Annotated in this window: 13 protein-coding genes; 10 read left to right on the top strand and 3 right to left on the bottom strand. The window is 59.2% G+C overall.

Translation table 11 applies throughout. The features are described from left to right. Positions 1 to 7 precede the first annotated feature (7 nt). The 4 genes from KJA79_RS11930 (at position 8) to KJA79_RS11915 (ending at position 6,237) form a co-directional block, all read left to right on the top strand. Positions 8 to 1,288, top strand: a complete 1,281-nt coding sequence (locus KJA79_RS11930) for an MFS transporter (protein ID WP_213042273.1) — start codon at positions 8 to 10, stop codon at positions 1,286 to 1,288. 231 nt (positions 1,289 to 1,519) lie between these two features. Then, entirely contained in the window at positions 1,520 to 2,524 is a 1,005-nt protein-coding gene (locus KJA79_RS11925) for a BON domain-containing protein (RefSeq protein ID WP_213042272.1), read from the top strand. Positions 2,525 to 2,624: 100 nt separating this feature from the next. Further along, complete coding sequence (locus KJA79_RS11920) at positions 2,625 to 3,935, top strand: MFS transporter (protein ID WP_246507614.1); 1,311 nt, start codon at positions 2,625 to 2,627, stop codon at positions 3,933 to 3,935. Between the two features lie 136 nt (positions 3,936 to 4,071). Further along, a complete protein-coding gene (locus KJA79_RS11915; RefSeq protein WP_213042271.1) occupies positions 4,072 to 6,237 on the top strand; it encodes an amylo-alpha-1,6-glucosidase in 2,166 nt (721 codons plus the stop codon). Between the two features lie 32 nt (positions 6,238 to 6,269). Here KJA79_RS11915 and KJA79_RS11910 read toward each other — a convergent pair whose 3' ends face one another. Together KJA79_RS11910 and KJA79_RS11905 are read right to left on the bottom strand one after the other, a co-directional pair. Continuing rightward, positions 6,270 to 7,853 carry a M28 family peptidase gene (locus KJA79_RS11910; protein WP_213042270.1) on the bottom strand — a complete coding sequence of 528 codons (1,584 nt, stop codon included), beginning with the start codon at positions 7,851 to 7,853 and terminating at the stop codon, positions 6,270 to 6,272. Next, a complete protein-coding gene (locus tag KJA79_RS11905) occupies positions 7,853 to 8,290 on the bottom strand; it encodes a DUF5069 domain-containing protein (protein WP_213042269.1) in 438 nt (145 codons plus the stop codon). The genes KJA79_RS11910 and KJA79_RS11905 overlap by 1 nt, the downstream gene beginning before the upstream one ends. A gap of 191 nt (positions 8,291 to 8,481) precedes the next feature. Here KJA79_RS11905 and KJA79_RS11900 point away from each other — a divergent pair, with 191 nt between their 5' ends. The 6 genes from KJA79_RS11900 to KJA79_RS11875 all read left to right on the top strand — a co-directional run bounded on the left by KJA79_RS11900 (position 8,482) and on the right by KJA79_RS11875 (position 12,856). After that, positions 8,482 to 8,727, top strand: coding sequence for a hypothetical protein (locus KJA79_RS11900; protein WP_213042268.1), 246 nt, complete (start codon positions 8,482 to 8,484; stop codon positions 8,725 to 8,727). Positions 8,728 to 8,777: 50 nt separating this feature from the next. Beyond that, the gene (locus tag KJA79_RS11895) at positions 8,778 to 9,587 is read left to right on the top strand and encodes a hypothetical protein (RefSeq protein ID WP_213042267.1); all 810 of its coding nucleotides are present in this window, start codon (positions 8,778 to 8,780) and stop codon (positions 9,585 to 9,587) included. Between the two features lie 288 nt (positions 9,588 to 9,875). After that, positions 9,876 to 10,172 carry an RNA-binding regulator gene (locus tag KJA79_RS11890; RefSeq protein WP_213042266.1) on the top strand — a complete coding sequence of 99 codons (297 nt, stop codon included), beginning with the start codon at positions 9,876 to 9,878 and terminating at the stop codon, positions 10,170 to 10,172. Between the two features lie 149 nt (positions 10,173 to 10,321). Further along, positions 10,322 to 11,671, top strand: a complete 1,350-nt coding sequence (locus KJA79_RS11885; RefSeq protein WP_213042265.1) for a DEAD/DEAH box helicase — start codon at positions 10,322 to 10,324, stop codon at positions 11,669 to 11,671. Between the two features lie 67 nt (positions 11,672 to 11,738). After that, entirely contained in the window at positions 11,739 to 12,269 is a 531-nt protein-coding gene (locus KJA79_RS11880) for an FKBP-type peptidyl-prolyl cis-trans isomerase (protein WP_213042264.1), read from the top strand. 155 nt (positions 12,270 to 12,424) lie between these two features. Then, positions 12,425 to 12,856, top strand: coding sequence for a DUF5069 domain-containing protein (locus KJA79_RS11875; RefSeq protein ID WP_213042263.1), 432 nt, complete (start codon positions 12,425 to 12,427; stop codon positions 12,854 to 12,856). 27 nt (positions 12,857 to 12,883) lie between these two features. Here the strand turns inward: KJA79_RS11875 and KJA79_RS11870 are convergent, their stop codons facing one another. Next, complete coding sequence (locus KJA79_RS11870) at positions 12,884 to 13,525, bottom strand: hypothetical protein (protein WP_213042262.1); 642 nt, start codon at positions 13,523 to 13,525, stop codon at positions 12,884 to 12,886. Positions 13,526 to 13,607 lie beyond the last annotated feature (82 nt).

Genomic DNA, 13,607 nt, shown 5'->3' with positions numbered 1-13,607 from the left:
GACCAGCATGGCAGACGAGTCGCAGTCCACTCCTGAATCAAATGTCACCGGATGGCGGTTATTGGGGACCCGGGATTTCGGGTGCCTCTGGGCAGGCCAAGTCATCTCCCAGATCGGCGACGGCCTGAACAAGGTCGCCCTCTTGTGGTTCGTCTATGAACTGACCGGATCGGCTCTCAAGATGACCGCGATCGGTCTGCTGCAGACCATTCCGCCGCTGGTGTTCGGCCCGCTCATCGGTGTCTATCTCGATCAGCTCCCGAAGAAAACCGTCATGATCGTCGTCGATTTGTTACGAACATTGATGGTCTTATTGATACCGCTCTTTTATACGCTCGATATGCTCACGCTTGAGCGATTGTATGTCCTCGTGTTTCTCATCTCGATCGTCTCGACGGTCTTTGGACCGGCGCTGGCGTCGGCCGTGCCCCTCATCGTGCAACGCTCTCAACTCACGACGGCGAATGCGTTTATCCAGAGCACGACCAACATCGGTGTATTGCTGGGACCGGCCATGAGCGGCTTGGGTATTGCGCTGATCGGCGCACAAAACGTGTTGTACGTGGATGCCGCAACCTTCTTGGCCTCAGCGTTGTTCCTCTTCCCGATCCGAGTACGTGAGACCCGCACCGCGAAGGGGCTCGATGTGCTGTCCACTCCTGTGATGCAGGATATGATGGTGGGATTCCGGTTCGTGTTCTTGCAGCATCGAGTCGTATTTGCCTTGATGATCACGGCGGTCTTGTACAACCTTGCCATCAGCGCATTCGTGTTCCTCCTTCCGGTGGTCGCCAAGGAACTGCTGCAGGTGGGCCCGATGGAGCTTGGTTGGTTGTGGTCCGCTCTCGGGATCGGAATGTTGGCTGCCTCCATCTGGTTGGCCCGTACCCCGCAGGGCACTTTCCAGGACCGGATCGGCAAGATCGGCCGGTCGTTGACCATCGGCGGGGTTGCGGTCTGCACCCTCGGGTTGATTCAAACGCCGGTATTGTTCAGCACGTTCCTGTTGATTGTGATCATTGGCGGCAGCACGTCGCTCTTCTACCCGGTCGTGTGGGCCATGCTTCAGGAAGTGACGCCTGAGCATTTGCTCGGACGTGTGTTCACCACATTCAGTGTCGGCAGCATGGCCTCTGCCATGGTGGGTATGGCTGGGTTCGGTTGGGCGGCTGATGCCTTGGGACCGGCCGTGAGTCTGATTGGAATAGGACTGCTATTGTTGGTTACTGCCATGGTCACGGTGCAGGTGAGTCGCCGTGGCCTCATGGTGAGTCCGGCTGTTGCCTAATCTCCCCTCTACATCTTTCCTGTAAGACTCTCGCGGCAGCCTCCAGACCTGCCTGCCCTGATGCTGCCGCCGCGTCCCTTGTCTGGCTTTCGTCAGTGTTGCTTTCTGCTTCTCCCTCGCGTATGTCTTTTCCTTCCGGAGAGCTGTCGTGTTTCGGGGCGATGGTTCCGGGGGCGCTGGTGACCGGCCACCGGGGCCCGGTGCATTTCCATTCATGAGGGGCATATGCCTATGCGGACGATACAGACCGTTTGTGCGATAGGGGTGTTCACGTTTGTCGCGACATCTGGATTGTGGGGAATCGGCTCGACCTTGCGGGCGGAGCAGGCCCCGGAGGGTAAACCTGAGGTTCCCGCAGTGCCGAAACCGAAAGAGCCTGAGGCGAAGGCGAAGGACCCTGACACGAAGCCGCGAGAGGCAGATGCCAAACCGAAGGATCAGGAAGGCAAGCCGCCGGAGCAAAAGGCAAAGGATTCCGACAGCAAAGTGAAAGAGGTGGAGTCTAAAAGCAAGGATGCGGACAGCAAACCCAAAGAGTCAGAGCCGAAAGCGAAGGCCAAGGAGCCCGAGCATAAGGCAAAAGACACTGAGCAGAAAACCAAGGAGGCTGAACCGAAGGCGAAAGAGGCTGAAGCAAAACCGAAGGACACCGATGCCGTAGCGGAGCATCCCTGTCCCTCAGTGCCTCACACGGCAGAGGCGAAACCGGCTGACGCTCCGCCTCCTGCAGGCGACGCTGCGTCGGGCGACCGTCCGAAGGCTGCCGAACCGGAACCTAAGAAACCGGTGCGTTCATCGATGGTGACCGCCAAGCTTGCGCTCATGGCTGATCCACACCTGTTCCCGTACGACATCGAAGTGGACGCCAAGGACAAGGATCTCGTGTTGCTTGGCAAGGTGGGGCAAGAATCGGACAAGCGCGTGGCGACCGATATCGTACGTTGTCTGGAAGGCGTGCATGCCGTAGAAAATCGTCTCAAGGTCGAGCCGGATGCGGCGCATGGTTTGGTCGGGGAACGTGACAAGATCATCACACAGCTGGTGAAAGAACGGTTTGAGAAGAGCAAAACCTTGCAATCGGTCAAATTCGATGTGAAAACAGAGGACGGCATCGTCACCCTAGCCGGGGCGACGCGTTTTCAAATCATCGTGCTCGAAGCGGCTCAGGCGGCTCGCCAGATTCCCGGTGTGCGCGCGGTGAATACGGATGCGGTGCGATTGGTCGCGGGAGAATGAACAGGTTTCATGAGGCCGAGGCCACAGGAGGTTCGACACGCAGTCTGCTGACGCCATAGCCACACCGCGCGCAAGCGGAACAGGGCCAGGACGCCCGAACGTGAAGTGGTCGCCGCACTTGCTGACGCGCGACTTCACGCTGGTCTGGTGGGGCCAGATGGTCTCGCAGATCGGCGATGGGGTGTCGAAACTCGCGCTGCTCTGGTTTGTCTACTCCATCACCGGTTCTCCCCTCAAGACGACGATGATCGGGCTGCTGCAGACCCTGCCGCCCATCTTGTTCGGTCCGTTCATCGGTGTGATCGTCGACCGTGTTCCCAAGAAACTTCTGCTGGTCAGCAGCGATCTGATCCGTGCGATCGTGCTGGGCGTGTTGCCCTGTCTCTTGCCGGTGGATTCCTTCAGTATCGAGCGGCTGTATCTCATGGTGTTTGTCCATGCAGTCGCGTCGGCGGTCTTTGGCCCGGCTTTGACGGCCGCGATTCCCTCATTGGTGCCGCGCCATGAATTCACCGCGGCCAACGCCTTGCTCCAGACGACGACCAGTATCGGCATCATCCTCGGACCGGCGCTGAGCGGGGTGGGGATCGCGACCATGAGTTCGCAGGAGGTGCTGTGCGTCAATGCGGTGAGTTATGTGATCTCGGCGGCGTGTTTCTTGTTCATCCGGTTTCCTCAGACGGTGACGCAGCCGGCGAGTGATGGCTCGTTGTCCGGAACGTTTCAGGAGGTGCTGGACGGCTTTCATTACGTGCTTCGCCGGCAGCGAGTGATCCTGATGTTGATCGGGGCTGCGTCGATGTATACCTTTTCCACCAGTGCCTTTAGCACCCTCTTCCCGGTGTTCGGGAAAAAATTGCTGGACCTTGGACCGATCGAGGTCGGCTATCTGTGGTCGGCATTCGGCGTCGGCCTGCTCCTGGTGTCACTGGGCCTGGTGTCTCTGTCGGCCTGGTCATTGCCCAAACGTATTCAACTGATGGGGATGTCCAGTTTCGTCAGCGGCCTGGCATTGCTCGGATTGGTCGTGACCTCGAATCGATTGGCGGCGGCGGCATTGATGGTGATCATCGGAATGGGGGCCGGGACGCTCACGCCGGTAGCCTGGGGGGTCCTGCAGGAGATTGCTCCAGCTTCCCTATTGGGGCGGGTGTTGGCGATTTACAATCTTGGGGCGATGACCTCGGCCATTGCGGGGATGACGATCTTCGGGTGGGTGACGCAAGAGTTCGGCGAGCGACCCAGTGTGTTCGGAATAGGCGTCGGATTGTTTCTTTCCGCGATGGTGTCGATACGAGTGGGGCGTTGGGTACAGACCAATTGGGCTGAAACGACAGTCCCTGCGGAAGGGGAGACTCCGGCGGTGGTGATGGTCACGCAGCCGACCAGCCATTCGAGTGCATCCGTGTAAAGATCGTGCGGCGCCGCTTTTCTCCAGGCGACCCAGGAGAACACTCAACGGACTTCGTCGCGGAAGGTGATGCCAGATGTTGCAAGGGCGACTGTGGTGTGTCGCGTCGGTGATTGCGGGATGACGGGAGGACGACGTGGAAGAAATTATCAGTGTCAATGATCAGTTCTATATCCTGGCCAGTTCATCGATGGCGGATGATCGCACCCGTGTGCTCAAGCATGGGGAAACATTCGGCGTGTTCGACCGGTATGGCGACATTCAGCCGGTGGGCCGAGGCACTCAGGGTGTCTTTCACCAGGGCACCCGGTTTCTTTCGCGTCAGGAAGTGTTTCTGAATAATGATCGGCCGATGCTGTTGAGTTCAACGGTCAAAGAAGATAACGCGCTCCTGGCCGTGGATCTCACCAATCCGGACCTGTATCGGGACGGCCGGATCGCCATCCCGCGCGGCAGTGTCCACGTGTTTCGCTCCCGCTTTCTCTGGAACGGCGTGAGCTACGAGCGATTTCGGTTGTCGAACTATAGCCTCGCACCGGTGAAAATGACCTTGTCGATCCGCTTTGAGGCCGACTTCGCGGATATCTTCGAGGTTCGAGGCAAGAAGCGCGAACGGAAGGGGCGGATGCTGCCGAATGTGTTGCGGAAGGATTTGCTGGTCTTGCGGTATGAAGGCCTCGATGAGGTGACGCGGGAGGCGCGGATTCAGTTTTCTCCGGAGCCGTTGGAGATCTCGGCCTCACAGGCGACCTTCGGGATTGAACTGGAGCCGAAGGGAGAAATCGCCGTGGCCGTGATGATGGCGTGCGATGTCGCGGACTGCCATCGGCCGCTCTTGTCCTATGACGCCGCGATGGCCGAAGCCGGGTTGGCTTTCGGGGCAGAGCCGTCCGAGGATTGTTCCATCCAGACGTCGAATGCCCAGTTCAATGAGTGGTGGAATCGTTCGGTATTGGATGTCCGGATGATGGTGACGGACACGAATGAAGGGCCCTATCCCTACGCCGGTGTGCCCTGGTTCAGCACGCCGTTCGGGCGGGACGGCGTCATCACGGCGCTGGAGTGTTTATGGATCAGGCCTGAGTTGTCGCGAGGGGTGCTGGCCTACTTGGCGTCGACGCAAGCCAAGGAAGTGAATCCGGCGCAAGATGCCGAGCCGGGAAAGATCCTGCACGAAACCCGCAAAGGGGAGATGGCGGCCCTCCATGAAATTCCGTTCGGGCTCTATTACGGGAGCGTCGATTCGACCCCACTGTTTGTGATGTTGGCCGGCGCCTATTACGAGCGTACGGCGGATTTGGCCTTCATTCAATCCATCTGGCCGAACCTCGAAGCGGCGCTGACCTGGATGGATACGTTCGGCGATCCTGACCGCGACGGATTCGTGGAGTATGTACGGAAGTCTCCCACCGGGTTGGACAATCAGGGATGGAAGGACTCGCACGATTCGATTTCGCATGCGGATGGATCATTGGCCGAGGGGCCGATCGCTTTGTGTGAGGTGCAAGGGTACGTGTATGACGCGAAGGTGCAGGCTTCGAAGCTCGCAGAGGCGTTGGGGTATGTCGATCGTGCCAGCCAGCTCAGGAGGCAGGCGCGATCACTGAAGGAGCGGTTCGACGACGCGTTCTGGTGTGAGGAATCCTCCACCTACGCCCTGGCGCTGGACGGACGGAAGCGGCCCTGCCAGGTGAAAACGTCGAATGCGGGCCATTGTCTGTATACGGGCATCGCCACCGAGGAGCATGCGCGACGTGTGGCCGAGACGCTGATGTCGGATGAATTATTCAGCGGGTGGGGCGTCAGGACGTTGGCCGATTCGGAACGACGGTACAATCCCATGTCCTACCATAACGGATCAATCTGGCCCCATGATAACGCGATGATCGCCGTCGGGCTCGCGCGTTACGGGCTCAAGTCGGGCGTGGAAAAAATCATGACCGGAATGTTCGAGGTCAGTCTAGTCCTCGACTTTCACCGGTTGCCGGAACTCTTCTGTGGATTTGTCCGCAGGCCAGGCCAGGGCCTCACGCGGTACCCGGTGGCCTGTAACCCTCAGGCTTGGGCGGCCGGGTCGGCGTTTATGGTGCTGCAGGCCTGCCTGGGCTTGTCGATCATCGCCTCGGAGCACAAGATTGTGTTCAACTATCCCATCCTGCCTGAATTCATCGACAAAATGCAGATCAAGAATCTGAAAGTCGGAAGCGCGTCGGTGGATCTTCTCCTGCGCCGCCATGACCTGGATGTCGGCATTACCGTCAATCGCCGTGTCGGACAAGTCGAAGTGGTGTCCGTGAAATAGCGACTCGCCTCCAGGAGCACGTGGCTGATCGCTTATGGGGCTTCTGCGAGGTGCCATACCAGGCTGAGGACATATCGGGCGACTGCAGTGAGGATCTCCGCATTCACGGTATCCGCCGTGTCGGTGGGCTGATGGAAGTGTGTGTGGATTCCGCCGCTGACCACGGTGATTGTCGGCACACCGGCCTCCTTGAATGGAACGTGATCGCCACCTGGAAAGAATCCGAAGAGATCGAGTCGGTCTGCCAGTCCCACCCGTTGCCCGGCCTGTTGCGCGGCAGGCTTCTCAATGCCAGTGAGCCCGATCGTCAATCGTCCGTTTCCCACGGCTGCGTGGTCGATGTTCACCATCGCGATAGTGGAACGTAGCGGCACGACTGGTTGGCCGACATAGAACTTCGATCCCAGCAGCCCCTGTTCTTCCCCGCTGAAGGAGATCAACACAATCGCCCGTTTGAGTTTCGCCGGTATCGTGTCGAGTACACGTCCCACCTCCAGAAGCACCGCAGTGCCGGACGCGTTGTCGTCGGCTCCGGCGAACAGTAGCCCGCCTTGTTTTCCAAAATGATCGCGATGGGCGCCGATGACGATCGCTTCTTCTGGCTGTGCCGGCCCGTTCCCCGGCAGGATGGAGATCACGTTGTAGAGCAGGCTGTCCTGCTCTGTGCTGTGCCAACGCATCGTCACGGTCGTATCCGTCACCGTCGATTGGGGGGTGATGCCCTCATTCAATGTCTCCTGCAGCCTGCGCAGGCGATCGTCGTCAACCGATCGCTCGGTGCCGAGTAGGGCCATCGCGCGTGCGGTGCTGATCCATGCGCCTGGGATCGTGCGGCGGGCATCGGCCAGCCCATAAAAGGCGCTTGGTCGCCCGGTGACGCCACGGCGCGTCTCATAGGCGTTCAGTATCGGGCCGGTGGCGGTGAGGTAGCCGAGCGCGCCATGCGCGTGAGCCGTGTGGACCTTGTCCGCATGCGAAATGTGGCGGGGGTAGCGCTCTGGCTTGCCGCGCAGAAAGAGAACGATCTTTCCCCGGACGTCGATGCCGGCATATTCATCCCATCCACCAGCCTGGTCGGAGATCCCGTACCCGACAAACACCACCGTCGCCTGCAGGTCCGCCGACGGCGAATCGAGGACGGGGAGATAGTCGGTGCCGATTTGGTCAGGCGGAGCATCTTGCGCGAATGTTATCTGCAACGTGGCGCCTGGCTCGATGATCGTGCTGCGTACGGCGGTGGATTGCAGGCGAGTGTGATCGGGATTATCGCTGGCTTTGGTGGGAGATTCAGGGGGAGAAGGCCGTTGTTGGTGCAGGTCGAGCAATCGTTGTCGGACGAACTGGGCAGAAGCCAGATCGTCGGGAGTGCCGGTCTGGCGCCCGCTGTAGGCCGGGCCGCTCAGCGTCCGGATATCCTCCAGCATGCGGTCACTGGAAATCAGATTCAAGGCGTGGGAGAGAGGGGTGGGGGATTCCGGCAGGTTCTCGGCGAAAGCCGGCAGGGCGGCAAGTGCGAACAAGAGGCCGGTCATCAGTCCGAGGACAAAATTGGAGAGTTGCTCTGATGGAGCGAGGGCGGCGGTCTGCCTGGCTACAGGTGTGAGATCGACTCGCATCAGACAGAAGTGGCGTTGGCTTTCTGGGCTGACCAGCGTTGATACCAGCGCCAGAGTGGTCGTTGGAGGAATTGTGGAAGTGGATAGCCGAGGCCGCGGACATAGCCATCATCACGATCCAGGACGGCGAATGCCCACCGATATTTTTCCTGAAATGCAGCGCAGCGCGTCCGAATTTCCTCATCGCTGAGCGGAATGCGCTGACGAAGAGTCGCACCGATTACTTCATCTGAGTCTGTGACACGAACAATCGACTCGATAAGGGCGGGCGTGAGCCGGAGGTGCCGCATGAAGGACTGGTCTAACGCAGAGGGGTAGGCATAGGCGCCCAGGGTGTCGGCCTGGAAGGCGCGCACCTTGTCGATGAGGCGCGGCAACCAGATCATCCCTGCCACCTCGGCGTTCCATCGTCGAGGCGGCTGTTGTTGAAGGTCCATGCGTCTTCCTAAATGGGGCCCTAGAGGAAGGATGATTGAGGCACTATAGCACAAGCGAAAGTGCCCGTTGCACAGAGCAAAGGGCTCAAGGTACTATCGGTCCCGGGGCGTGCTTTTTAATGATGGCATCCGACTCAGGTTGAGCAAACAACCTCGTGAGCGGCTCGACTGATAGGGCAGAGGTAGGGACAATGGCAGAGCAGGGCAAGGGGCTGTACGACCATCAGTATGCGCGGTTTCGGGAGAATCAGGACACGCATCAGGGCTATGAATTTCAACACGGGCCTGCCGGGAGTGTTCCTCCCCCCGTGGTCACATTCATGGATTCAATAAAGTGGTGGACGCTGCGAGGGTGGCGACGGAAGAAAATTCTGGCTGAACGTGATCGATATCAGCAGGACATTCTTCAGGTCAAGTCGGCCCAGCACAAATCGTGAGCTCCACCTGACGGAAGGGTACTCCTGTGCACCATACAACAGAAGAGCCGATGAGGCAGAGCAATAGGGCATTCAGCGGTCGGTGGTTCTCGACGAGACAGGTGTTGAGATATGTCGGTTATTTCGGCCTGGTCTTGCTCGCCGGGTGGTCGACGGGCGCGGCCGGTACGGCCTGGGCCGTGCCGAAAGAAACCTCGACGGAAAAGGCTGAGCATTTGCGCCAACAGGCGAATCCTCAGCTGTTCAACCATTGGACATTCGATAAGGATCAGGTCGGTTCGGTGCCCAGTGGGTTCATCGCCGTGGCCTCTGGCGATCAACAACATGGCGGCTGGAAAGTTGAGGCTCAGGCAGCTGTTCCCTCATCGCCCAATATGCTGGTTGGGACGTCAGGCTGCGAGAGTTGTCGCGCCATCCTGGTTGCGCAGGGGTTTCAGTATGAATATCCGGAACTGGTCGTGCGCATTCAACAACCGACGGACGGCGGATCGGGCCAGGTCGGCGTCGTGTTCGGCATGAAGGACCCGCAGAATTATTACGCGACGATCGTGGATATCTCGCAAAAAATGATTCAAGTCGTACGTGTGATCGAGGGGAAGGAATCGGTCATTGGCCGGGCTCCGATCAAATCCAAGCCGGTCGACTGGCATACCCTTCGGGTGCAGCGCAATACGATCATCAGTAAGGACTTCGTGGAAACATTTTTTGACGGAAGCCTGGCCTTATCTGTTGAAGATCAGGCACTTGGAGTGGGGCAGGTGGGAGTGCTGGTGCTGGGACAGGCGTCCGCCCGATTCGACAATTTTAACGCATCCCCGTTGTACTCAAGCCGTCCCCTCTCGGCTCCAGCGGCCTACTGAGTTTCAGCAGGAGTGGGGGCGCGGGCTGCGCGGATCAGGCGCCGCGTAATTTCACGCTTGCCTTTCCCATTTCTGTGGCGTACAGTGAAGGTGCTTCATTGCGAAGAGCCTTGGCGATGAAGTATTCAAAGAATTACAGGGCTCGATTCGATGTTGTTTTGGGTTCTTCCCGGGAATTTCGGAAGCCAGAGCTAAGATTGCCGCTGTGTTTGCATCTTCGGCCCATTCCTTCCTCGTTTCTTTCTCGAGTCCCAGACAACACCATTTTATTCTCAAAGGAGGAACCCCATGGGTTCGAAGATCTACGTTGGCGGCTTGCCATATTCAACCACCGAGCAACAGCTGAGTGACCTGTTCGCGGTGCACGGGGCGGTGACGTCGGCGCGCATCATTACGGACAAGTTTACGGGGCAGTCACGGGGGTTCGGCTTCGTCGAAATGTCTGGAGATTCTGAGGCACAAGCGGCAATCAACGCATTGAACGGGACGCAGTTCGGTGGCCGCACCTTGACGGTCAACGAAGCCCGTCCGCAGGAGCCGCGCTCCGGTGGCGGCGGACGTGGCATGGGCGGGGGCCGGCACTAAACTGCGATCGTTGGTATATACCTATTCAGGGGCCGCCGGCACGGCGGCCCCTGCGTTTTCCTCACCGTATTGTCCTCTCTTTGGTCTGCAGGGCCATCCAGGTTGTCTGCCCCTGTTATCCCAAGATAGAGATTTAGGAGTTGTGTTACATGGTGTCGTTTGCCGAATTGTCTCTTACGTCGTTTCTTGCTGACCGTTTACAGCAGGCCGGGTTTACCGCGCCCACTCCCATTCAAGGTGCCGCTATTCCGCTGGCGTTGGAGGGGCGTGATCTACTGGCCCAGGCCAAGACGGGGAGCGGAAAAACACTGGCGTTCCTCATCCCGTTGATTGAACGGGCTGTGAAAGAAAATTGGAGGCCAGCGGGCCATGCGTCCGCGCAGGCCGGGTCGTCGCGATTGCCGCGGGCATTGGTGCTGGCGCCCACCCGTGAGCTGGCCCTTCAGATTGAGATGGAACTCCGCAAATATGCGCCGCCGTCGGTGACCTCGTTGGCCGTCTATGGCGGTGTTCCAATTGAAAGGCATTACCGCGCCCTCCGCCAGCCGCCCTTGATCGTGATCGGCACGCCGGGGCGCCTGCTGGATGTGGCCGGGACGCGGCATTTGGATCTGCGTGGCATCGAGTATGTCGTGATGGACGAAGCCGATCAGATGCTGGATCGCGGGTTCTTGCGCGACATTCAACGCATTCTCCAACTGCTGCCCGCGCAGCGACAGACCATGTTGTTTTCGGCGACCTTTTCGCCGGAGATACTCTCGCTTGCAGAATCGATGCTGAAGAACCCTGTCCGGACGGCAGTGGATCCCGGCGTGAACAGTCCGACCAAGATCACCCATGCCTATTACGTCGTGCCGAGCGAGGCCTCGCGGGTGCAGCTGATTTATACGTTGCTGCAATCATCCGAAGCCGGTGATCAATCGATGGTGTTTTGTGATCAGAAGTACAAGGTGAAACGGCTGGCCGCCCGTCTTGGCGGCGAGCCGGCTTCCGTCGGCGCGATTACGGGAAATCACTCGCAGGCACAGCGCGAGCGGACCCTCACGGCCTTCCGCTCCGGACGGTTGCGGTCATTAGTGGCAACCGATGTCGCGGCCCGTGGATTGGATGTCCCGACCGTCTCCCAGGTCATTCATTACGAATTGCCGGGCAATCCCACGTCCTACGTGCATCGTACCGGACGGACGGGTCGAGCTGAACGGTCCGGGGCGACCCTCTTGATTCTCTCGCCGCAGGAAGAGCATGAATATTTGGCTATGGTGCGACGCTTGCGCATCCAAACAAAGCGCTTGGCTTTGCCCACCCTGGCCGCCTTACCTCCTCCAGCCCACGAGCCGGAGGCGCATCATCAAGTAAGGCGTGATGGCAGGGGACGTGATGGTCGGCCGCGCCGTGCCGGGGATCGTCCCAATGCACTGCCGCAGGATTCTCGAGGCGGGCAGGGCCGTCGGGGCTGGCGTTCCAACCGACCGACCGCACCGCGCCACGGCAACAGTTGAGGAACCGCATGGCAGTGCAGGGCATGTGTGCCCTGCCGGTCCTGCCTGATCGAAGAGGGGGGCGTAGATGAAAGGGATACGGAATTTGTTGATGGGCGTGCTGATCGCCGGCTCTTCGGCGTTCGGCGAGGCGGCCTTTGCACAAAACGATCTCGTCATCGCCGACGGGATGAAAGTGTCGCTGGAGTATATCCTGACACTTCCTGACAAGAGCGTGGCTGATTCCAATGTCGGCCAGGAGCCGATTACGTTCGTGCAGGGGGCGCATGAAATCGTTCCCGGCCTCGAAAAAGCGCTCGAAGGGATGAAGGCAGGGCAGAAACGGCGCATCGACGTCTCGGCGCAAGACGCCTACGGGGCCTATAACAATAAACTGAAGCAAAGTGTCGACAAGGACAAATTGCCTAAGGATGTAAAAGTCGGGGACATTTTGCAGGCGTCGGACAACCGGCTGGTGAAGGTCCTAGAGGTCAATGATAAGAAGGTCCTGATCGACCTGAATCATCCGTTGGCCGGAAAAACGTTGACGTTCGATGTTACGGTGCTCAAGGTTGAAAAGGGTGACGCGGCGGACGCCACCGAAAAGAAAGCTCACTAACCACCACGATGTCCCTCGATGGGCGTGGCAGGCGGCGTTTGCTCCCACGGTCTCTCGTTCAATCAGGTCAATTGTCAGTCGCCGTGTCCGTCAGCGACACGGCGACACCCTGTGCCTCGCCCCACACCCACAATCGATATTCGGAGAACGTTGAGATGATGACCTATCCACGCAGCCCGAAAGTACTTCTCGGCGGCATTGCCCACCTGGCGCGATTGATCGACAAGATCAAGCTCCGTCATGCGGGACAGATTCAAGACTACAATTACCTCACCGTCGGGTTCGACAAGTACCTCCTGGATTTCCTGCAGATCGCCCCGAAGGCCTTCGAGCAGCGTGTGTTGGCCGGCGGAAGCGATGATGAGCTGTTGGCCTGGGTCAAGACGAATAGTCGTGCCCTGTCCGATCAGGACATCGCGCAATGGTCGCAAGGCCTGCTGGCAAGCGGTCCGAAGGACGATGCCACTCGGCAGCGTTACCAGGGCCGCTTGCAGGAGGTGGCAACGAAGCGCGGTGTGCCGGTAGCATCCCTTCCGCCTGCCTCGACGTGGGTTGATGCCATTGAACTGGACGAAGGCCGGATGTAACGCTGCGTTCAGGGTGACAGGTCATGGTTATCGGACCTCAGTCCAGCCGTTGGATTGGGATTTAAAGATGACCGTGCGTGTTGATGTGCGGACCACCATGGCGTTCTGTCCCCCGTCGATGGACAACACACGTTCCTGCGGTGTCCAGGCAATGTCAAAAAACCCTCCGGTGTAAGTGGAAAATCCCAGGGCGCGTTCGTTGGTGATCGCGACCGCCACGTGTCCGAGGCCGCGTAGTTGAGACACCGTTTCGTTTGGACCGAGCGCCATGCTCGTCCAGTGGCCGCGTGTTTCTTGAAATCCAAGCACCTGTTGATTGGTGTGAGCCACGATCAGAAACGGTTGAAGCTGGTAGCGTCCCACGCGTTCTTCGACTCCTAAGCGCACGTCCCGCCATTGCCTCAGTCCGCCAGAAAATCCCAGCAAGCGATGTGACGTGTGGACGAACCCCGTGTGCCCGCGGGAGCCGGAGGTCACGATGGATTCTCCTGGTTGCAAAGACTCCTCGACGCCGCCACCTGCCGCCGACCAGGCGATGACTTTCTCGGAGGTGGGCGTCACGGTGACCTGTCCGCCTCCGCCTTGACTGGTCGACCTCGTCGGGGCCAGCAGCAGGCTTGCGGCAGACAGGGTGAGGATGATGAAAGCCGCTCCCAGTGGTCGACGCATGATGGCCTGTCACTCCTCTCCTGTCGAACCTATCACAGCCCTGTTCACAAACGAAGGATCAATTCTTCGCGGCCATGACGGT

The organism is Nitrospira defluvii (assembly GCF_905220995.1).
Classification (GTDB): domain Bacteria; phylum Nitrospirota; class Nitrospiria; order Nitrospirales; family Nitrospiraceae; genus Nitrospira_A; species Nitrospira_A defluvii_C.
The sequence above is the reverse complement of the archived record's forward strand: the minus strand, read 5'-3'. Positions and strand labels throughout refer to the sequence as shown.